The sequence below is a fragment of the Arthrobacter sp. StoSoilB22 genome (genome assembly GCF_019977315.1).
Taxonomy (GTDB): Bacteria; Actinomycetota; Actinomycetes; order Actinomycetales; family Micrococcaceae; genus Arthrobacter.
Genome location: NZ_AP024652.1, coordinates 4,533,496 through 4,554,426, shown reverse-complemented (window position 1 = coordinate 4,554,426; position 20,931 = coordinate 4,533,496). Strand labels below are relative to the sequence as shown.

Annotated in this window: 16 protein-coding genes; 11 read left to right on the top strand and 5 right to left on the bottom strand. The window is 59.5% G+C overall.

The annotated features are described in order from the left end of the window. The first annotated feature begins 465 nt into the window (after window positions 1-465). The 8 genes from rpmH (at window position 466) to LDN70_RS21065 (ending at window position 6,131) form a co-directional block, all read left to right on the top strand. Entirely contained in the window at window positions 466-603 is a 138-nt protein-coding gene (rpmH, locus tag LDN70_RS21100; RefSeq protein ID WP_011776797.1) for a 50S ribosomal protein L34, read from the top strand. Window positions 604-644: 41 nt separating this feature from the next. After that, on the top strand, window positions 645-1,055 hold the full coding sequence (gene rnpA / locus LDN70_RS21095) for a ribonuclease P protein component (protein WP_142937298.1): 411 nt from the start codon (window positions 645-647) through the stop codon (window positions 1,053-1,055). Then, window positions 985-1,470, top strand: coding sequence for a membrane protein insertion efficiency factor YidD (gene yidD / locus LDN70_RS21090; protein WP_142937299.1), 486 nt, complete (start codon window positions 985-987; stop codon window positions 1,468-1,470). Before rnpA ends, yidD begins: the two co-directional genes overlap by 71 nt. A gap of 16 nt (window positions 1,471-1,486) precedes the next feature. Beyond that, the gene (gene yidC, locus LDN70_RS21085) at window positions 1,487-2,464 is read left to right on the top strand and encodes a membrane protein insertase YidC (RefSeq protein ID WP_062072211.1); all 978 of its coding nucleotides are present in this window, start codon (window positions 1,487-1,489) and stop codon (window positions 2,462-2,464) included. Then, on the top strand, window positions 2,464-3,015 hold the full coding sequence (locus tag LDN70_RS21080; RefSeq protein WP_142937301.1) for a Jag family protein: 552 nt from the start codon (window positions 2,464-2,466) through the stop codon (window positions 3,013-3,015). Before yidC ends, LDN70_RS21080 begins: the two co-directional genes overlap by 1 nt. 6 nt (window positions 3,016-3,021) lie before the next feature. Continuing rightward, window positions 3,022-3,672 carry a 16S rRNA (guanine(527)-N(7))-methyltransferase RsmG gene (gene rsmG, locus LDN70_RS21075; protein WP_166842619.1) on the top strand — a complete coding sequence of 217 codons (651 nt, stop codon included), beginning with the start codon at window positions 3,022-3,024 and terminating at the stop codon, window positions 3,670-3,672. An 88-nt stretch (window positions 3,673-3,760) separates the two neighbouring features. Then, entirely contained in the window at window positions 3,761-4,816 is a 1,056-nt protein-coding gene (locus tag LDN70_RS21070; protein ID WP_223941332.1) for a ParA family protein, read from the top strand. Between the two features lie 67 nt (window positions 4,817-4,883). Next, complete coding sequence (locus LDN70_RS21065) at window positions 4,884-6,131, top strand: ParB/RepB/Spo0J family partition protein (RefSeq protein WP_223941331.1); 1,248 nt, start codon at window positions 4,884-4,886, stop codon at window positions 6,129-6,131. A 5,785-nt stretch (window positions 6,132-11,916) separates the two neighbouring features. Here LDN70_RS21065 and trxA read toward each other — a convergent pair. The 5 genes from trxA to LDN70_RS21040 all read right to left on the bottom strand — a co-directional run bounded on the left by trxA (window position 11,917) and on the right by LDN70_RS21040 (window position 17,847). Continuing rightward, window positions 11,917-12,243, bottom strand: a complete 327-nt coding sequence (gene trxA, locus LDN70_RS21060; RefSeq protein WP_024818839.1) for a thioredoxin — start codon at window positions 12,241-12,243, stop codon at window positions 11,917-11,919. Window positions 12,244-12,278: 35 nt separating this feature from the next. Then, window positions 12,279-13,235: a thioredoxin-disulfide reductase gene (gene trxB, locus LDN70_RS21055; protein ID WP_223941330.1), complete on the bottom strand. Its 957-nt coding sequence runs from the start codon at window positions 13,233-13,235 to the stop codon at window positions 12,279-12,281. Window positions 13,236-13,464: 229 nt separating this feature from the next. After that, the gene (locus tag LDN70_RS21050) at window positions 13,465-15,165 is read right to left on the bottom strand and encodes an ABC transporter substrate-binding protein (RefSeq protein ID WP_223941329.1); all 1,701 of its coding nucleotides are present in this window, start codon (window positions 15,163-15,165) and stop codon (window positions 13,465-13,467) included. A 139-nt stretch (window positions 15,166-15,304) separates the two neighbouring features. Then, window positions 15,305-17,317, bottom strand: coding sequence for a murein biosynthesis integral membrane protein MurJ (murJ, locus tag LDN70_RS21045; protein ID WP_223941328.1), 2,013 nt, complete (start codon window positions 17,315-17,317; stop codon window positions 15,305-15,307). A gap of 26 nt (window positions 17,318-17,343) precedes the next feature. Further along, window positions 17,344-17,847 (bottom strand): NUDIX hydrolase, encoded by a 504-nt coding sequence (locus tag LDN70_RS21040; protein ID WP_026005276.1) that lies wholly within the window; start codon window positions 17,845-17,847, stop codon window positions 17,344-17,346. A 196-nt stretch (window positions 17,848-18,043) separates the two neighbouring features. On the opposite strand from LDN70_RS21040, the gene LDN70_RS21035 reads away from it, so the two are divergent. The 3 genes from LDN70_RS21035 (at window position 18,044) to LDN70_RS21025 (ending at window position 20,830) form a co-directional block, all read left to right on the top strand. Beyond that, window positions 18,044-19,513, top strand: coding sequence for a CCA tRNA nucleotidyltransferase (locus LDN70_RS21035; RefSeq protein WP_223941327.1), 1,470 nt, complete (start codon window positions 18,044-18,046; stop codon window positions 19,511-19,513). Further along, window positions 19,510-20,091, top strand: coding sequence for a histidine phosphatase family protein (locus LDN70_RS21030; protein ID WP_223941326.1), 582 nt, complete (start codon window positions 19,510-19,512; stop codon window positions 20,089-20,091). Before LDN70_RS21035 ends, LDN70_RS21030 begins: the two co-directional genes overlap by 4 nt. Before the next feature lie 598 nt (window positions 20,092-20,689). After that, on the top strand, window positions 20,690-20,830 hold the full coding sequence (locus LDN70_RS21025) for a hypothetical protein (RefSeq protein ID WP_166841991.1): 141 nt from the start codon (window positions 20,690-20,692) through the stop codon (window positions 20,828-20,830). Window positions 20,831-20,931: the final 101 nt, after the last annotated feature.

Sequence of the window (20,931 nt, the reverse complement as noted above, 5' to 3'; positions counted from 1 at the left end):
CAATCAGTTCCTAAATACTTGCTTGCCGGCGTTGCTGGCAGCCGAAGTCTCTCCGGCGGCGCTGTTCTGGGCGATAATCCACAGAGTTATACACAGCGGGTGGACATTGGGCTACTGAGCCACTCTAGGGGATGAAATCGCTAGAAGATAGCTGGGAAGTTGCCTGTGGATAATTACACCGTTGTTGTTCCGGAAAGCGGCCTGTGAGCCACTTCATCCACAGGCTGGGAACCACGGTTGGGCACAGCTGTGGATAGCCCCGCAGAAGGCTCCCGGTTTGACTGGGGGTGCCTTTTTGCCCTAACGTTGTGAAGTCCTTTGTGTCCGCTTTTGAGATCAGTTGTAACTCCGTACGTTCACCGTGCGGAAGGCAACGGCGGCAGGCACATACAAAACTTAGCGTCGGCCAGTTCTTCCCCTTTTTTGATCGGGTGGGCGCACCTTTGATCCACTGGAGTAACTAACGTGAGCAAGCGGACTTTTCAGCCGAATAACCGCCGTCGGGCCAAGAAGCACGGCTTCCGCCTTCGTATGCGCACCCGTGCCGGCCGCGCCATCCTGGCTGCCCGTCGCGGCAAGGGCCGCGTCGAACTGTCGGCGTAAATAACTGACTTGTCGGTCAGGGTCTTTTTGCGGGTTCGACGGTGCTAGCCACCCCTAACCGTCTGCGGACGTCTACCGACTTTTCAACAACTGTACGTTCCGGCGTCCGCAATGGACGCCGGAACTTAGTGTTATATACGGCCTCTATAGGGGCCGGGGAGCCGAGTCGAATCGGCTTCATTGTCTCCAAAGCCGTCGGGAACGCCGTGACCAGGAACCTCGTTAAGAGGAGACTGAGAGAAGCAGGCGCCCTGTCCTTGCACACGCATGGAACGGGTCTGGCGGTAGTAGTCCGGGCGCTGCCCGCAGCTGCAACAGCCAGCTGGGAGCAGCTGCTCTCGGACTACAACGCCGCACTGGCAGTGACGACGAAGCGATTGAGTGGCTCAGGTCCACGCAACGCTTCGACTGAACACAACGGCACCACTACGGAAGGGACACCGCGTGCATGACATAAGCACCGCCGTCGTTCCTTCCTCAAACGACCCCTCCGGCAAGGTTCCGCATAGGAGCCTTCCGGCGGCGGTAGGTATGTTCCTCTGGGAGCTGCCCCGCAACATCCTCATTCTTTTACTGAAGACGTACCGCAAGGTCATCTCGCCCCTGTACGGCCAGGTTTGCCGTTTCTTTCCCTCCTGCTCCGCATATGCGCTGGAAGCAGTAACGGTGCATGGCGCCGTGAAGGGCAGCTGGCTCGCAGCCAAAAGGCTCGCCAAATGTCATCCTTGGAATGCCGGTGGAGTGGACCACGTCCCCGCCGGCCACCGTCATTGGCCTGAAGGCCGGACGCCCACAATTGTTGTACTGAACAATCCGGACCAGTTCCTGGCTGTTCAGGCTGATGAAGAAGGCCGCTCTGCGGCCTAACGAATAGGGATATCGTATGGACTTCTTTGAAACAATCATGTTTCCGTTCAAGTGGCTGGTGTCAATCATCATGGTTGGCTTCCACGAGGGACTGAGCTTCATTGGCCTGCCCGCCGCGAACGGCTGGACGTGGACTCTGTCCATCATCGGCCTCGTGTTGGTGATCCGTGCCGCCCTGATTCCTGTCTTCGTCAAGCAGATCAAAGCCCAGCGCGGCATGCAGCTGCTCCAGCCTGACCTGAAGAAACTTCAGACCAAATACAAGGGCAAGACCGATCAGCTCTCCCGCCAGGCCATGGCGCAGGAGCAGATGGCTCTCTACAAGAAGCACGGGACCAACCCGTTCTCGGCATGTTTGCCGATGCTGATCCAGATGCCGTTCTTCTTCGCGCTGTTCCAGGTGCTGTCCGGTATCACCGCGGCCCGCAACAGCGGCAAGGGCATCGGGGCAATGAGCGCCGACCAGGTTGTCCAGTTCGACGAATCCAGCATCTTCGGTGCCCCGCTGTCTGCTTCCCTGCTTCACGGTGGTGCCGGTGGCAACGAGGTTGCAGTCTGGATTCTCTCCATCGTGATGATCGTTGCCATGACGGCCTCGCAGTTCATCACGCAGAAGCAGATCATGGCCAAGAACATGTCCGAAGAGGCCATGGCCAGCCCGTTCATGCGCCAGCAGAAAATGATGCTTTACATCCTGCCGCTCGTGTTCGGTATCGGTGGCATCAACTTCCCCATCGGTGTCCTTATCTACTGGACCACCACCAACTTGTGGACCATGGGCCAGCAGTTCTTCGTCATCCGCCGTATGCCCACCCCGGGTTCCCCCGCCGCTAAGGCACTGGAGGAGCGCCGTGCCGCCAAGGGCCTCCCGCCCCTGCTGGGTGGCAAGAAGACCGCGGACGCCGCCGCAGAAGCCGAAGCTGCTGCTGCGGCAGCCGCCGAAATCAGGGCTCAGCGCGTCCAGCCACAACGTAAGAACAGGAAGAAGAAGTAATGTCTGCCGAGAGCACTGAAGAAGTTATTGTCCCTGTGACTGAGGAGCAGGAAGTCTCCACGGAAGAGACCCAGTCCAAGACGGCCAGCCGCTTGGAAGAGGAAGGCGACATTGCCGCCGATTACCTTGAGGAACTCTTGGATATCGCCGACATCGACGGCGACATCGACATCGAGGTCCGCAACGGGCGCACATACATCTCCATCGGTGCTGATGAAGAGTCTGCTGCCTTGGACAGCCTCGTAGGACGCGACGGAGAAGTCCTGGAAGCATTGCAGGAACTGGCCCGCCTTTCGGTTCTGTCTGCTACGGAGAGCCGTTCCCGCCTCGTCCTGGATATCAACGGCTACCGTAAGGAACGCGCTGGCGTGCTCCAGAAGATTGCCGAGGATGCCGTGGCCAAGGTCAAGGCTGATGGCGGAACTGTGGCCCTGGAGCCGATGAGTGCTTACGAGCGCAAGATCGTCCACGACGTCGTTGCTGACCTCGGATACGTCTCCGAGTCCGAAGGCGAAGGCGCTGGCCGCCACATCGTCGTTTCGGCCGACTAGCAGCTCATGGTAGAAATCACCGCAGCTGAACTGGAAGCGGCAGAGAAGATTTTTGGGGAGCGCTTGGATCTTGCCAAGCGTTACGTGGAACACTTGGCTACATCGGGTACCGAGCGTGGGCTCATAGGGCCGCGCGAGATTCCACGTCTGTGGAGCCGCCATGTCCTGAACTGTGCAGTTATTGAGTCCGCCATCGCCATGGACAGCCACGTTGCCGACGTCGGATCCGGTGCAGGCCTTCCAGGCCTTTGCCTTGCCATTGCCCGCCCGGACCTTGAACTGACATTGATCGAACCGCTGGAACGGCGTGTCATTTGGCTCCAGGAAGTGGTGGATGACCTCGGCTTGAACAACGTCACCATCATGAGGACGCGGGCTGAGCTGGCAGTTGGAATGGTGGACGCGGATGTTGTGACCGCCCGGGCCGTTTCTGCGCTTTCCAACTTGGCCGGTCTCACTATCCCCCTTCTGAATGGCCACGGCGAAGTTGTTGCCATCAAGGGACGCAGTGCCGGTGAAGAGATCGAGAAGGCCAGGAAAGTTATCCGCAAACTCGGTGGCGTGGACACGTCAGTTGTGGTTTGCGGACAGGAGCTTTTGGAGGAACCCACCACCGTGGTGAGGATCATCGTCAACAAGCCCGGAAAGACGGCGTAGGTCCCGCCCGGTTTCCCGCGTGTCGGCGGCTGAGCGGTTAGGCTAGAGAACGGCAGCAAAGCGCCGAATGAGAGTGAGAGTGTGACCAGTGGGCAGTAGTGAAACCTCCACGCAGCGAATCCCCCCGTTTATGTCTCTGGGGTCCGCGCGGGCCATGGCTACACCCTCCGCATCTCTTCAGTCTGCGATTGTGCGTACAGATTCGGTTGATAATGCTGCCGTTTCACGTGAAACGGTCTCAGATGGAGTGCGTAACGTCATGGATTCCATCGATGATTCCAGCCCCATCGCACGTCAGCTGGCTAACGAGACCCGTAGGCGCGAACGGCTGATCGGCAGGGAGCTGCCCAAGCCGAGTAGGACCCGAATCTTCACGGTCTCCAACCAAAAGGGCGGCGTCGGCAAGACCACCACTACGGTGAACATTGCCGCCGCATTGGCATCTGCCGGCCTCAACGTGTTGGTAATCGACATCGATCCCCAAGGCAACGCATCTACTGCTTTGGGCATCGAACACCACGCTGACGTGGACAGTATTTACGATGTTCTGATAAATGATCTTCCACTCAGGGATGTTGTGGCCCCATGCCCTGACATTCCAAACCTCATCTGCGCACCCGCCACTATTCACTTGGCTGGAGCTGAGATTGAGCTGGTTTCGCTTGTTGCCCGTGAACAGAGGCTCCGGCGCGCCATTGACGTCTACGCCAAGGAGCGGGAGAACGACGGCGAAGGTCGCCTGGACTACATCTTCATTGACTGCCCGCCCAGCCTTGGGCTGTTGACGGTCAACGCATTCTGCGCCGCCAGTGAAGTCCTTATTCCCATTCAATGCGAGTACTACGCACTCGAAGGCCTGAGCCAGCTCCTGAAGAATATTGAGATGATTCAGAAGCACCTTAATGCTGACCTGGTGGTTTCTACTATCCTCTTGACCATGTACGACGGTCGCACCAACCTGGCTGCGCAGGTAGCCTCCGAGGTTCGCCAGCACTTCCCGGACCAAGTCCTGGGTGCTGTCGTTCCGAGGTCGGTACGTATCTCTGAGGCCCCCAGCTACCAGCAGACCGTCATGACGTACGATCCTTCTTCGAGCGGCGCGCTTTCCTACATGGAAGCCGCAGCCGAAATAGCCGAACGCTAGAATTCTTGAAACACTGCAACAGCTTGGGCCGATCCGTGCTCAGCTATTCCATCGGAGGGATGAATCAATGAGCGAAAAGCGAAGGGGCCTCGGCAGGGGTCTTGGGGCTCTCATTCCTAGCTCGGCCTCGGCCCAGGGAAATGGTGCCGCACCCTCCCGTCCGGTGGATCTGTTCTTCCCGGAGGCGAGAAAGACTGCGGAGACCACCGTAGAGACCTTACTCGAGGATTCGAGTGCTGTTGATTCCAAGCCGGCTGCTGAGAAGACGTCCCCCGCATCCGCTGCGGATGAGGGCGCAGCTGCAACATCACGCACCAAAGCCGGGGCGACAGAGCCTTCCCGCGCCAAAACTACTTCACCTTCCAAAACTGCCGGCAAAGCTTCCGGTTCACGGTCAGCCGCCAATAAGACGGCCGCCGACTCAGAAGGCTCGACGGCGTCAGCCGCACCTACCACGCCCCCGGCACAGTCAGCTCCCCAGGTAGAATTGGTGGAAGTTCCCGGGGCTCGATTTGCCGAGATCCCCGTGGGCGACATTCATCCGAACCGCAAACAGCCTCGTTCAGTCTTCGATGAAGATGACATGGCCGAGCTCGTGCACTCCGTGCGTGAAATCGGCGTCCTCCAGCCAATTGTTGTACGTACTTCAACCGAAAAGGGTGGAGAACCGTATGAGCTGGTCATGGGTGAACGTCGATGGCGTGCCGTCCAGGCCGCAGGACTCGACACGATCCCTGCGATTGTCCGTGACACCACGGATGATGACCTCCTTCGCGATGCTCTCCTTGAGAACCTCCACCGTAGCCAGCTGAACCCCCTCGAAGAGGCTGCGGCTTACCAGCAACTTCTGGAGGACTTCGGTACCACGCACGAGCAGTTGGCCGACCGAATTGGCCGTTCCCGTCCACAGGTGTCCAACACACTCCGTCTGCTCAAGCTCCCGCCGTTGGTTCAGCGCCGCGTGGCTGCCGGCGTGCTGTCTGCTGGGCATGCACGCGCTCTGCTATCGCTCCCTGATGCTGCAGCCATGGAAAGAATGGCACAGAAGATCGTGGCCGAGGGCATGTCAGTCCGCGCTACCGAAGAGTCGGTTGCACTTTACCAGGATCCCACCGCGCCGGCCAAGAGCAGCATCCCTAAGCCCAATGCCCGGCACGAGCGTCTGGACTACCTGGCATCATCACTCTCGGACCGTTTGGATACTAACGTGAAGATCACTTTGGGTGCACGAAAAGGGCGGGTCAGTATTGAGTTCGCCAGCGTGGAAGATCTTAACCGGATTATGGACGTTCTGGGGCCGGGAGCCGACGACTAATTCTTAGCAGTTCAACTGAATGGGGCTCACCTACGGTGTGGGCCCCATTTTTTGTTAAGTGTGCAACTTCGATAATTGCTCTGCTCGGGTACTTTCCGCCCGACTTATGGGTTGAGTGTTTCACGTGAAACTATGTGTCCCCTTCGGTTAAGGACCGCTGGTAAATACGCCTACGCGGACGGATTGCCGCCAGCATAGGCATTCCGTGCGAAATGTGGCTGGCGTATGGCGCATTTCGAGAATAGTTCAATCTGGTGCATGGGGTCCCGGGGGAACGAGGCAGGCAGGCGGGAGTCATTTGGCTGCACGCATTCTCCTGGACCAGCACTAGCGCCCAGTGGATGTCAGAATGCCTCAAGGTGCCCCAAGCGGACACTGAGTGCCACAAGTCGGGTTAGCACCCGTATAGGCTGTATACGCGTTGAGGTGGGCCTGTGTACTGAACGAGCTATTAGGGGTCTGTCGGTTGTCCGGCATGGCACCGAACCTACAGGAGTTCGGTCCTGGTCGGCCATGTCATCTACGGAACAGTGACCCGCGGTTCGCTAGTTGCCTTCATTGGTACGAAGGATTGATGGATGGCCGAGGCCAAAATGGTCGCTTCCTGTCGGGTTTAGATGGGCTTTGGGTACAGTTCGGGTGTGGTGCAGGTTCTAAGGCACAGATGGACGCGAGCGAGGCCGGGAGTCAGCCCCCTCTTACCCTGTTTCACGTGAAACATCGCAACGGTTCCTAGGGTGAGGTGGATCCTATTTTACGAAATCAGTGAGCATTCTTCGAATGGCTCTCCGGACCTCATTGGGTTTCAGGGAATCGAATCTAGGTTTGGAAAGAAGTGACAATCCCTCGGAGAGCAGGTCGCTCTCTGTGTGGCCACCCAGTGCCAACACAGGAGGAGACTGGGATACTTCGCCGGGTCTAGTGCCGGGAACGATCGGCTCTGCACTTGTGGTGGCGTTCTGGGTACCAACGCTGATAACGAGTCCATCAATGGCGTGCCCCGTCTTAGTCTTCCGGTACTCCCAGGAGTAGGTGTAAGCGGCGGTCCGGGCTCCGATTTGGCCCCCTCCGTCCCGGGTGGTCAGGCAGTGGGCGTTTACATCTCGGAGGGAAGTTACAGGGGGATGTTTCACGTGAAGCGGGGCGTCGACGCATGGCCCAGAGATGCGACCCTACTGGAGTTGAACGTTGAGGAAATCCGACTCTGAGAGCTCGTAGTACGCATTCCTTGATTCGGTGGATGCCAAAGATCGGTGAATCCCCCGCAGGCGCCAGCGTTTCGAGTCAAACGGAAGCCCGTCCGGTGTAGATCAGCACACCGTTTCACGTGAAACAATCTGGGCTCATCTGGTTTTACCTAAACTTTAGTGGATCGGTAGCAGTAAAGCGTTGAGGAGCGTCGTGACCTAACGCGGGCGCGGAGGTTCTGACACCCCCAGTGAGAGGGTCGTGATGTGGACATTCATTCGTGTAAGGAGGCCTTACCGGAGGAGGCTCCCATGGACTCCGTCTCGTGTTGCGGCCAACTACTGTGCCTATGACTGGCTAGGAACCAAAGGCATGACGCGTAGGGGGACAGTTCGTGGAGAAAGTGCGGAAAAGATACCTCGCCGGCCCGCCCACTCTCCCGGCAACCGCGATGGATACGATTGTGGGCTTCGACCAAGCAGCCTCCCATTTCACAGTGACGGAGAGCCGGTTTCACCTGGTGCCGTTGGATCAGTATGGCTTCTCCGGGATGCCGTGATGCCAGGTGCGCCACACTTGTCAAACTGCCCTATGCCTGACAGAAAACGCAAGCGCCAGCGTACGAAGCGTGGTGGACGGAATGCTCCCCCGGGCCTGGGCGTACGTGGTCGTTCAAGCCCATGCCCCCAAGCGGCCATGCGCTCATGCGGGTATGTCGGTCTGGAGTACCGTCAAGGTATCCGTCGATCTCATCAGGGGTAACTTGGACGAAGGCCCTAGATCATGGTCGGGTGACTACAAGACGCATACCGAGTCTCTCTTAGAGCTCTCAATTGACTATCTCTGGGCCACATCAGTGTCACGGCTGACGACTGGGGGGGACATAGCGTACTGAGAGCCGGCCAGGCCTCGGTCAAATGCTTGAGCGAGCACAAGGCAACGTAGTGATTGTTCCCACAATAGGTCCGACGTTGCTCAGTGGATTCACGTGACGTGGCGTCACGCCGTCGACTGCCTATGGAGGTGATGGAGGTGATGGAGGCGGTGGTCATTCCCGTGCTTTGACAGAACCGGCATGGCATAGCGTCACCATCGAGACTGCTGGCGCGGGCACGTCAACAGTGTTTCACGTGAAACACTTCGCGAACGGCTCGGCAGGGTGGTCTTGGAGGCTTCGCAGACCCTCTGCCGACGGTGGATATCCCGGTGGATATCGTTGTGGATAACTATGGGGATAACTATATGGAAGGATGCGCATTCTCGTCGGGCGCATCCCCCACGACGAACAAGGCCTTCATGTGAATCATCGAGTCACGGTCGACACTGAGGACCAACAACTGGCAACCGAATTGGCCATGGTGTTTTCGATCGCAATATTGCCGGAATAGCCCTCTTTCTATTGCATTTGCAGGCCCGAATGCGGCCTACCCGCTGCGCTTCCGGGCGCAATGCATTCACCCCACGGGGGACGGCACCATGCCGCACTTTCGAGGTGACCATGCTCCGAGGGGAGGCGAATGTGGGGTGTATCATGCGCGGTGGATAAGCCTGTGGATAACGCTGTGTATAAGTTGCTCAAAGATGAGGTGGGATGCTGCTGCTGACGAGCACTACAGGATGCGAGTTCATGCTGGCTGGCGGGTATCCTTGACGCTACGCGTGCTGTACCGAGGCCCGTCCACCTGCCCCTCTGAGAATTCTGGTGCTCGCTTGAATTGAGGCTGGATATGAGGAGTCGAACGCAGAGTCGCCCAGGTCCATGCGTTCGTCTAGTCCTATACTCCAGCCTCCGAATGCATAGTGAAATACATCCGATGTATCGATGGAATTTTGGGCTCATGATGTTGGCGTAGGGGTGGCATTGCACTACGTGATCGGAGCGTCGTGCCCTGCAGAGTCCAGGACTCATCGATGCCACTCCGCAGCTGATACATACCCTGGAGACCCCCTTGGGCACCTGCCGGCGCGTGGGACGCATGCCGGCCAGCAAGGCATCGTGCTTCGGCCAAGCGTTACAGCCGCGCCCCATGGGGCCAGCGACGGCCTGCGCCACAGCCGCGTCTAGGAGTAATCCCGCGTATGACGTCGGCGTACCCTGCGATTCATCCCATCCCGTTTCACGTGAAACTGTAATCTACTTGGGCGCTTCGTTTCACGTGAAACATTCGACTCGTCGCTGACCACTTTCGGCGAACGGGCGGCGCTGGGGGCATGCTCTGAGTCCGCCAAAACGAGTAGCTAGGCTGGAAGCTTGAATGCTTTGGGGCACTGTCATCGCATCTACGATGGCCGTGCATTCTGGAAGAAGGCTACTGGACTCTGCCTTTGACCGCGTCCTCTCTGCTTGCAGACAGCCTTCCCTGTGGAGCAGTAGCGGCGGACCAGAAAGAACGACAGCCGTTCGAGGTCGGCCAACGAATGACTCTGCATGAGTGAGGCTGAAGCCGAAGGGCGGGGTCCCTGACGGAGGGTTGGGGAGAAGCTCTGACATCGGTGTTAGAAAGGGCATATAGAAGTCTGATGGAGAGATCCGTAGTGCTTCGCTGGTATCGGATTGCCTGCGGGGTTGAATCAAGATGTGGATACCACCGCCATCGCGATATCGGGCAGGGTGTGCTCTGCATCCTGAACTTAGCGTTCATTTCCTGGCAATTCGGTGCCATGGGTGGAGTGGGTCGGTTGATGCCCAGATTGGCGAGAAGGTCACACCAACTAACTGGTCGTTAAGTCTGCTGATCGCTGAACTCCTCTGATGGTTCAGCTTCGGGGCTAGCTTGGGGGTGCGGAGTTGGATTCATGTTGTGTTTCACGTGAAACACTGTCCCGCATCGGCACTTTCCAGGCATGCACTCGTCGCCCGTTCGGATGGGCAAGAGGACCGAATCCAGAAGGTTTGCCCGATTCAAGGCAGTTCTCGTGCTGGTTCTGTGAATGACGCGGCAACAGCTGCCTTCTGCCAAAACAAGAATGCGTGCGGTCCCATCACGCCCCACGGTACTGCCTCTCCTTTAGTCGTTAGGAGCGAACTGGTGTTGTTCTGGCGGTGTAAAGCTGGTGGGCTGGGGCGGGGTCTCTACGTTAAGCGCGACACGGGAGCGGTGCGGACCATGCGTCCCTAGCAACAGAGAGTCAGTAAGGCCCTGTGGTACTCACTGCCTTGGGTAGCTGATAAGCCTGTCCTTCGCAACGATAAGCCAGGGATAAACCGGGAATTGGGCGGGGTGAGGAAAGGATAGGCGGAGGCAATCCGTTTAACAGCTCTGTCATCCCTTGGGGTGCCCCATGGTTACGCAGGGTCCCTAGGCGCTGTAGTGCCCCTTGCAGCGCCGTGTGGCCCAGGGCCCCTGCACCCCGCATGGCAGCCACAGGGCGCTTGTGCACGATCCTCCCTTGCTCTACAAGCTGTCCTAGGCATTCAGGGTGCTTGAGCCTAAACGAGGCTGTAGAAGGCGGCGTGGACGGCGAAGAGGGTCATCGTCAAGGCGCGTTAGAGCACCCTAGCCGGCCGCATCCCCGTCTAGAGCTCTGGAGCGCTCCGGAATCGAAGCGCTGTGTAATTGTGGGTGGTTGAGGATGCCGAGGTACCCGACACTGCTGTGGACAACTAGATTTCTCACCGTCGTTGTTCCCTGCATTTTGGGCTTTTATCGATGAGAAGTCATGCTTTGCGTTGCCAGATCTGCTGTAGCTCATGCTCTAGTGCGCCGAATTGATCTTCAAGCGGAGATTTGAAAAGGGGAAGAATGCACGTTGCTTTGACGACTGGAAGGCGCACCACTATCTGGATATCGTCGTACGGCTCCTGGCCCAAGGACCCCGGTTGGCTAAGACTCGCTATGAGGTCCCTGACGTCGTAACCAGGTGACATTGTTTCACGTGAAACGGGCGCGATTTCATAGTCGACCGCAGGAGATATCGCCGGGTTTGTCGGAAGCTTGTTGATCGGACACCTCGCTGTTTCACGTGAAACATATGTTCCGCTTGAGTAGGCAGGTGCTCCGTGAATTGATCCGCGTCTTCAGGCTTCCTGGAACTACCCGTGCTCACGAGCAGGTCAATGGCGCGACCCCCCAACACAACTTTGCTTGTGCTCCTTAGAGATCAACGGCAGCGCTGGGCTTTCTGCGGGCTACTCAGCCCTCCCCTGGTCACACCTCTCCCGGCGAATCGACAGTATTAGAAAATTGGGCTCAGCATCTGTCAGAAGAGCCCCACCCAACAGTCTCTGCGGACCCCTATCAGATGAACAAGGGACCACATGGTTTCGTTCGAACTCGAGGATAGGGCTTGGGAGGATCGGTTTGCGAGAGGGCCGGTGCAAGCCGCCTTTGACGAGAAAACGGACTTTCGAATGGCCATGTAAGTGCGCGGTGTGCTGTGAGGCTATCACTGCTGGGAAGGTAAAGAAGTTCTCCCTACCCCAGGTCAGGAGAAGATTCTCGCGAATTCCCCTAAGCAATGGAAGCCTCTCAGCGAAAGACCATTGCGAAAACGACCCATTTTGGTTCATTTCTCTGTGAACAGCAAAAAACCGGCGGATCCCACTCCTTCTGGAGCAGGAACCGCCGGTTCTCGTCGGACTCAGCTAGTCCGATGGTTAGGACAGGACGTCCGCAAATTCCTTTTCAAAGAACTGCTTCGGCTTGGCGCCGATGACAGTGCTCTTAACTTCTCCCCCGCTGAACAGGTACACGGCAGGGATGGAGGTGATGCCATACTCTGCGGCGATGGCGGGGTTGTCGTCGACGTTGAGTTTCACGACGTCAACCTTGTCGCTGTACTCAACGGAGATCTCATCGAGGATCGGGCCGAGCTTGCGGCAGGGGCCACACCACTCTGCCCAGAAGTCCACGATGACCGGCTTCTCGGAAGCCAGGACATCCGTGCTGAAGCTTGCGTCAGTTACGTCTTTTGCGTTGCTCATAACTTTTCCCTTCGTATGGTTGCTTGGATGCAGCTTTAGGAGTGCAGGTCTGCGAGGTAGTGCTCAACATCGAGGGCCGCCACGCAACCGGAACCCGAAGCCGTGATGGCCTGGCGGTAGGTGGGATCGATGACATCGCCCGCGGCGAAGACACCCTTGATGTTGGTCCGGGAGCTACGGCCCTCCACAGCAATGGTTCCCTCAGGAGTCAGATCCACCGTGCCCTTGATCAGGTCCGTGCGGGGATCGTTGCCGATAGCCACGAAGACGCCCGTGACTGCAAGCTCGGACTCGGTACCGTCCACGAGGTTCTTCAGCTTCAGGCCCGTGACCTTGTCCTCGCCGAGCACATCCTCAACGGCCGTGTTCCAGACGAAGTTGATCTTCTCGTGAGCCTGGGCACGGTCACCCATGATCTTCGATGCCTTGAGGGTATCGCGGCGGTGGACAACCGTAACGGACTTCGCGAACTTGGTAAGGAACAGTGCTTCCTCCATGGCAGAGTCTCCGCCACCGATCACGGCAATGTCCTGATCTTTGAAGAAGAAACCGTCGCAGGTTGCACACCAGCTAACGCCGTGGCCGGAAAGGCGCTTTTCATTGGCCAGACCGAGCTCACGGTATGCCGAACCCGTGGACAGGATGATGGCCTTCGCCTGGAAGGTCTCCCCCGTCCCGATGGTCACGGTCTTGATGTCGCCGTCGAGATCCAGTGCGGTGACATCCTCGAAGAGGATCTCGGTACCGAAGCGAGCGGCCTGCTTCTCGAAGTTCTCCATGAGGTCCGGACCCATGATTCCCTCGGGGAAACCCGGGTAGTTCTCAACGTCTGTGGTGTTCATCAGCTCGCCACCAGCAGTGACCGAACCGGCAATGAGCAGAGGCTTCATGTTGGCACGGGCGGTGTAAACAGCGGCTGTGTAGCCGGCAGGGCCTGAACCTACGATGATGACGTCACGCACCTGCGATGCGCTGTTTTCTGCAATGCTCACTTGGCGTGAACCTCTTCCTTAGTCGATGCTGCGGCTTTCGGGGCAGCCATCTGACTCAACCCCTGTTGCGTTCCAAATATTCCGTTGGAGTTGAGGACCGTGAAGGCCACCATCACTCAGGGTACCGTCTGCACGCGTAGCGAATCTAAGCGGTGACACTGAACTGAGTAGCAGTAGAGGCCGTTTTGATAAGTCAAAACGGCCTCAACTGCTACTTAGTTGGGTGCTGCTACTGAACGGTGACCTCTGCCAGGCGCAGACCGAATCCGAAGCGCGTCTTCGGGGCGGCTAGCTTGGGAAGGGCGCTGATGACCACAATGACGTACTGGGTCTGCGTCGGTGCCGCAAGCGGCATGGTCAGTTCAGGTGATGTGAAGCTGTTGGTTCCCACCAGCTTGGCACCATCCATGGCAGGACGATCGTTGGTGTAGACGCTGATGCTACCGCCGGAGCCACCCAACTGGTTGAGGACAACGGATTTCACCTCTGTGGGTTCCTTGAGCTTGACCACCAGCGGCATATCTTCGAAGAGCCCGCCCCAGTTGGCCGACGCAAATTCCATATCTGACCAGTAGCTGGCGGCGTTGCCGTCAAAGGCCCTGGCAAGGTCCTTGTCATAGGTGGCAGCGAAGGGGAAGTCGCCCAGGCGGGTGATCCCTTCGATGGCCGGCGGCGCGGCAGGCGCCGGGGCCTCGGTTGGCTCAGGCTCCTCAGTCTCCGGGGCGGAGGTCTGAGGCGCGGGTGTGCTTTGCGTTGCAGCCGGTGCCCCGCTCGGCAGGAGGCTGCCAAGGTTGGTGACAGCAAGGACGAGTCCCACCACCAAAACGGCGGCAAGGAGGCCACCTACCAGCCAGCGAAGGGAACGCGGCTCCTTCTCAGGAGCATCATCCTCGTAAACTTCCTCGTCCTCGTAGTCATCGGTTACAGCGGAGGATGCCGGGAAGGTGTTCGCCGTCCGATCGTAGCCGGAGCCGTTGCCGCGGCTTCCGAAACCACCAGCAGCTGCACCGGCAGAGCCAGCTGCTGCTCCTCGGTCGCTAAACCCGTAGTCCTCTTCGGACCATAGCGAAACCTTGGGTTCCGTACGCGAATCGCGGCTGACAGGCTCACGTGTAGCAGGCTCAGGGCTGGCAGCTTGCGAGGAAACGGCTTGGGTGGGAGGCTGCGACGCGGTAGCAGGCGACGCTCCGTTCCCAGCTCCGGCAGAACCAGCGTTGGCAGAACCAGCGCCGGAAGCACCGGCAGAACCGTTCGCGGCAGCACCGGCGTCGTTGTTCTTGGAACCCGCGTGCTTCAGCGCCGCAGCGGCGGCAACGCCCGCTGCCCCGGCTCCGGCTGCAGCCGCAGCGAGCTTGCCCGCGATGCCGCTCTTGGGCGAGGACGGGCTGGACGAAGGCATGGGCGGCACGTGCGGCGCTGCTCGTGTTGGCGCGGCAGACTCAGACTCCGGCTCGTCATACTCCGACGGGATGGGGTATCCGTTTTCGTCGTACTGGATGTATTCGGCTTCGTGCTCGTCATCCTCGTACAGGCCGTCGTACGTCTCAGGCTCATAGGTCCGCGGCTGCCCGAAGATTTCGCTACCGAGCGTCTCTGTGAAGAAGGGCTCGATGTAAGGCGGGTTGGTGGCAACCACCAGGTCCAGGAGGTCCGGGGCGGTGCTGTGGTTGGTGATCAGGTAGGTGGTGTTCTCACTGATGCCAAGGTCCAGAATCTGAACGTGGCCCGGACGCTCCCCTGTGGCTACTTCGCGGGCGCTCTGGGCCACTTGCTCAGCATTTCCAGGACCGGCAACAAGGATGCTCACGGGACGGTTGAGGACCTGGTCCACGCCGTCGAGCACCTGATCTTGGTCATGCGAGGTCAGTACATTGGCCGTGACCTTATAGCGGCCGCCAAGTACTGATCCGACGTCGATCGGGTGGGACACGTGTTCCTCCTAGGCTGTCCGGGAGCTGCGGTCCTGCGCATGGCGCACCCGGCTGACCGGTTGTGCCACTTCTGCAACTACCTATATTCGTTTCTAGCCTAGCGGATTGAGGTCCGCCGCCCACGTTGGCGGCACCGGCTTACTTCCTGTGGTTTCCACGCGCGGGGAAGTAAGGATTCTGTCCGGCGTCGCCCTGGTAGGTGCGTCGACCCGGCAGCGGGACCTGTGGTTTGAACTTGCCGCCACGGGCTGTGCTGGGCGTGTCCTCCTCAGGAAGATACGTCTTGGGCGCCTCGGGCGAGTCTTCGGTGGGTTCGGCGGCGCGCTGGGGTGCAAGCGCCGGCCCTGCCCTGAAGGAAGCGGCATCGAACTCACCGGAGATGCGCGGAATCAAACCGGTATCGTCCGAGACCGTGGCGCGTGCCGGCGTCGTGGGTTCCGCGGGGGCGCCAACGGGCGCGGGGACACCGCGACCCAGACGACCCATGAGCGGACGCAGGAGGTCGCGCAGTTCGGTGACGTGGAAGACGCGCAGGAGGACTAGGTATGCGAGGAGCATGACAGGCCCGACGACCACCACGGTCACCAGGGCGGCCGGGCGGCTGCTCCATGCGAAGCCGTCGGCACGGTAGCTTCCCAGAAGCCACAGAGCCCCTGCGCCGGCAAGCGCGGAACCCAAGCCTGCGTAGCCCATGCGGATGTACGAATTGGCGATCCGGGGACCGTCGAGGTGACCGAGCAGGCGGCGCAGGAACACCACGCTGATCACCACGGAGAGAATGTTGCCCAGTGTGTAGAGGATGGCGATCGCGTAGATGATCTGTCCCACGGGAAGGAACTGGATGAAGAACGCGCCCACCACGTAAATCACAGCTAGCCACAATTGGACGTACAGGGGCGTGCGGGCGTCCTCGTTGGCGTAGAACACCCGCGACATCATGAAGTTGGCGCTCAGGAACGGTGTGCTCAGCGCGAGGATGGTGAGAGTCTGCGCCAGCATGACGCCGTCCTGCGGCTCGCCACCGGAGAAGAACATTCCCAGCGGGCCGGCCAACGCGAACAGCGCCAAGGCACCGAAAACGGTGGCAACGGCCATAGTGCGGAGGCCATGGGACAGGGCATCCCGCAGTTCGGCCTTGTTGCCGTCCTGCGATGCACGTGTCATGCGGTTGAAGAGAACGGTAGCCAAGGACAAAGCGATGATCGAGTGCGGCAACAGGTAGAGCTGGCTCGCGACTTCCAGGACGGCGTTGCCGGGCAGAACCGCCGCGGCCACGGTATTGCCCGCGTTGCTCAGACGGAGGCGCTCGGCACCGGGAATGGTGGCGATCCTCATGACGTACAGGAACGCCAACTGTCCGACGGCGGCGGTCGCCAGGGTCCAGACGCTCAGCTTTGCTGCCTGGCCGAGTCCAACGCCGCGCCAGCCGAACCGCGGACGCAGGCCGAGGCGCAGGCGGAAGACGGGGATGAGGAGAATGGCAGTCTGCGCGACCACACCGAAAGTGGAGAAGCCGGCAATCAGAAGCGTCTGCGTGGGCCCCCAATTGTCCAGGGTGTGGGGGTTGTAGACGTTCTCGCCCAGAAGCCAAATGAACATGCCCAGGCCTGCGATTGCCACAAGGTTGTTGAGAATGGGGGCCCACATGGCTGGGCCGAACGCTCCGTGGGCGTTCAGCACCTGCGTGAGAAGGGCGTAGAGCCCGTAGAAGAAGATCTGGGGTAGGCACCAGAAAGCGAAGGTCACTGCCAGGGCTTTTTGTTGTTCGGAGTAGCCCTGGGTGGTGAGGTCGATGACTAAGGGTGCCGCCAGTGTCACCAGCGCCGTCAACGCCAAAAGCACCAGTACTGCCAGTGTCAGCAGGCGGCTGATGTAGTCCGCGCCGCGGTCCGGGGCTTTGCTGGCCTTAATGATCTGTGGGACCAGGACGGCGTTAAACACGCCGCCGGCAACCAGCAGGAAGATCAGGTTCGGCAGGTTGTTCGCGTTAATGAACGTGTCATTGATGGTGGAACCCAGGCCGAGGGCGGCGCCGAGCATCCACGTTTTGGCGAAGCCAAGGAACCGGGAAACGAGCGTTCCTGCGGCCATGATGGCGCTGGAACGTGCTTCTCCGGACTGAACGGACTGGGTGGTTTTGGCTTCAGACATCGCCTTTATCGTCCCATGTACCCGGGTCAGAGATGTTCGGGCAGCACTTCCCGTGCCAAATCGGCGATGCGGCGTTCATTCGGGAAGGACAATTTTCGGGCCAGTTCCTGGATGGGAACCCAGGCGGCGTCAACGGCTTCCTGGTCCGGATCATTCTCGATAGTCAGCTCTCCACCCGTTGCCCGCAGAAGAAAATGGTGCACGGTCTTATGGACGCGGTGGCCGCTCACGGTGAACCAGTAGTCGATGCTGCCCAGGGGCGCCAGGATGCTGCCTTCGATGCCGGTTTCCTCGGCGATCTCGCGTACAGCGGCTTCCTCGTTGTTCTCGCGACCTTCCGGGTGGCCCTTCGGGAGGCACCACTCAAGCCGGCCGCCCCTGTTAAGGCGGGCGATGATCGCAACCCGGAGTTCGCCGTCGGACGTGTCTACTACGACACCGCCGGCTGACACTTCCTCCACAGTGGGAAGCGAGGCCTGCACCGGGTGCTGCTGGGCAGGCGCGACGTGTGCACCGATTGCCGACGGCAACGGTGCGTTTGTCCTCCTGCCAGGAGCGCTCGGGATCGGGTTGGCCATGAGGTCCACTCTAACGACTCTTGCCCCGGAGTGATGACCGGGACATGGCCACAAGATGGACTACGGGCGATGGTCTGTGGACACATGCCTGATTTCGCATGGAACAGTGGCCCACTGCCGAGTAAAAATCTGCCAAGCTTAAGGGACTATGGCGCACGTATTGGACAGCTCTTCAGTTAACTTCACCATCGACCCGGTGGTGCTCGACCTCGGGCAGCGCTTTGTCGATGCCGGCTTCGAGCTGTCGCTGGTGGGTGGACCTGTGCGCGACCTCTTCCTGGGAAGGACATCCCCGGACCTCGATTTCACCACCGACGCAACGCCGGACCAGACCATTGGCGTCATCAAGAAGTGGGCGGACAACTTCTGGGAAATCGGCCGTGCTTTCGGCACGATCGGGATGAAGAAGAGTGGTTTCCAGATCGAAATCACCACGTACCGTGCAGAAGCTTATGATCCCGATTCGCGGAAGCCCGTGGTGGCGTTCGGCAACTCCCTGAAGGACGACCTCCTGCGCCGCGACTTCACCATCAACGCCATGGCGCTGCGGCTGCCCAGCCTTGAACTCGTGGATCCGTTCGGCGGCGTCCGCGACCTCCACGCCTCGGAGCTCGCCACGCCGGGTGCCCCGGAGTCATCATTCTCCGACGATCCCTTGCGCATGATGCGCGCGGCCCGTTTCGCTTCCCAGCTCGGCGTGTCGGTCCACGACGACGTCCGGCTGGCCATGTCCCAAATGGCCGACCGCATCAAGATCATCTCCGCCGAGCGTGTCCGGGAAGAACTGGTCAAGCTCATCAATGGAGCGCACCCCCGTGTGGGCATTGATCTCCTGGTGGACACCGGGCTGGCTGAGTTCGTGCTCCCCGAAGTTTCCGCGCTGCGCCTCGAAGCCGACGAGCACCACCGGCACAAGGACGTGTACCAGCACTCGCTGCAGGTGTTGGAGCAGGCTGCTGCCTTGGAAACGGGTCCTGACGGCCCGGTTCCCGGCCCCGACTTTGTGTTGCGGTTCGCCGCGTTGATGCACGACGTCGGCAAGCCGGCTACGCGCCGCTTTGAACCGGGCGGCGCGGTCAGCTTCCGCCACCACGATGTTGTGGGGTCCAAGCTGACGGCGAAGAGAATGAAGGCACTGCGTTTCGACAATGAGTCGATCAAAGCTGTTTCCCGCCTGGTGGAACTCCACATGCGGTTCTACGGCTACGGCGATGCCGGCTGGAGTGACTCCGCAGTCCGCCGCTACGTGACCGACGCCGGTCCCTTGCTGGAACGCCTCCACCGCCTCACACGGTCCGACGTCACCACGCGTAACCAACGCAAGGCCGACCGCCTGTCGTTCGCCTACGATGACCTTGAGCACCGCATCTCGAAGCTGCTGGAACAGGAATCACTGGCGGCTGTCCGGCCTGACTTGGACGGAGCGCAGATCATGGCGCTTCTGGGACTGAAGCCTGGCCCCGTGGTGGGGAGGGCCTATAAGTTCCTTCTGGAAGAGCGGATGGAACACGGACCACTGTCCCCCGAGGAAGCCGAGGAGAAACTCATGGCGTGGTGGGAAGCGCAACCCGAGTCCGCCGTCGTCGAGCCATTGACCGAAACTGAGGAGCCCTCATGAACGATGCGACTTCACCGCGTCCGCAACTCTGGATCCTTCGCCACGGCGAGACCGAATGGTCCAAAAGCGGCCAGTACACCGGTCTGACTGACCTTCCCCTCACCGTTGAGGGCGAGCAGCAGGCTGTTGAGGCACGCAAGGTCCTGGAAGGCATCGACTTCGACCTCGTCCTGACCTCGCCGCTGCGCCGCGCCCGCCGCACGGCAGAACTCGCAGGCTACCCGGAGGCCGTCCATGAGCCGCTGGCAGTGGAATGGAACTACGGCGACTATGAAGGCATCAGCTCGGACCTGATCCGCAAGGACAACCCGGACTACCTCATCTGGACAGATGGCGTCCCCAACGGGGAAACCCTGGATGAGGTTGCTGCCCGGGCCGACAAGATCATTGGACGAGTCCTGGAATCAGGAATGGACAACGTTCTGATAGTGGCCCACGGTCATTTCTCCCGCATACTTACCGCCCGCTGGCTCGAAATGGATGCAAGCGAAGGCCGACACTTCATTCTGGGAACGGCCAAAGTGTGCACCCTCGGCTGGGATAAGCGGACGCCTGCAATTGTGCGTTGGGGACTATAAAACTCGTATTTAAAGAAAATTTAGGCGAATTAGCTAATTTCGCTGGTCAAACTCCAGCTACATGGGGTAGCTTATATCTTGTTCCCAGAGCGACCCGCCGGGAACAAGGCGCGCATTCACCGGTACAGTCAACCGGGACAATGCCACAGCAGGCTGTAAAGGCCGGAAGGAGGTTGGGAAAAATGATTACTTTGACTAGCGGACGGAAGTTGACCGTCACTGCTACCCCGGCCTCTGCTGATGACATGCGCCATTTTTGCTCTCTGACCCACTCCTGAATTACCGGACCGGCCTGTTGCCGGCGGTATTCCTTAAGGCCCTCCTATCTTTGGATGGCTGAGTAGTCAGTTGTAGGCGCGGACCCACGCAGCATGCCGCGGGTGCGCAGTTTCCCCATAGTTCGGAACCAGCTTCTTGTTGGGTCGGCTGCCGGAAGCACGCGCTATTGCACGACGAATCCCTTTTGGGTTCAGTCCGCGAATCCCCTTTATTAGCCTCGGTTATTTATGCCCTTTTAGTCTGGATTTCTTGTGAATTCATATGGCTCTAATTGGTGCGTCTAAATTCCGACTACATATCTCCCGAAAGGAGGTGAACCATGCGAAAACGCCCTGAAGAAATGCGGTTCGTCAAGAGCACCAATGCTCCCAAGGACCGCACCCTGTTCAATGGCCAGTTGCTTGACCAGCGCCGTGAAGACGTCTACGTTGTCCTGCACCAGATGGGACTCATCCGCTGATGCCCAACGGCTGAGCCCGAAGGAGTTCAGATGCCACACATTCATGCTGAACCTCAAGGAGCCCACGCGGCTACGCGTGGGCTCCTCCCCTTTTAACGTGG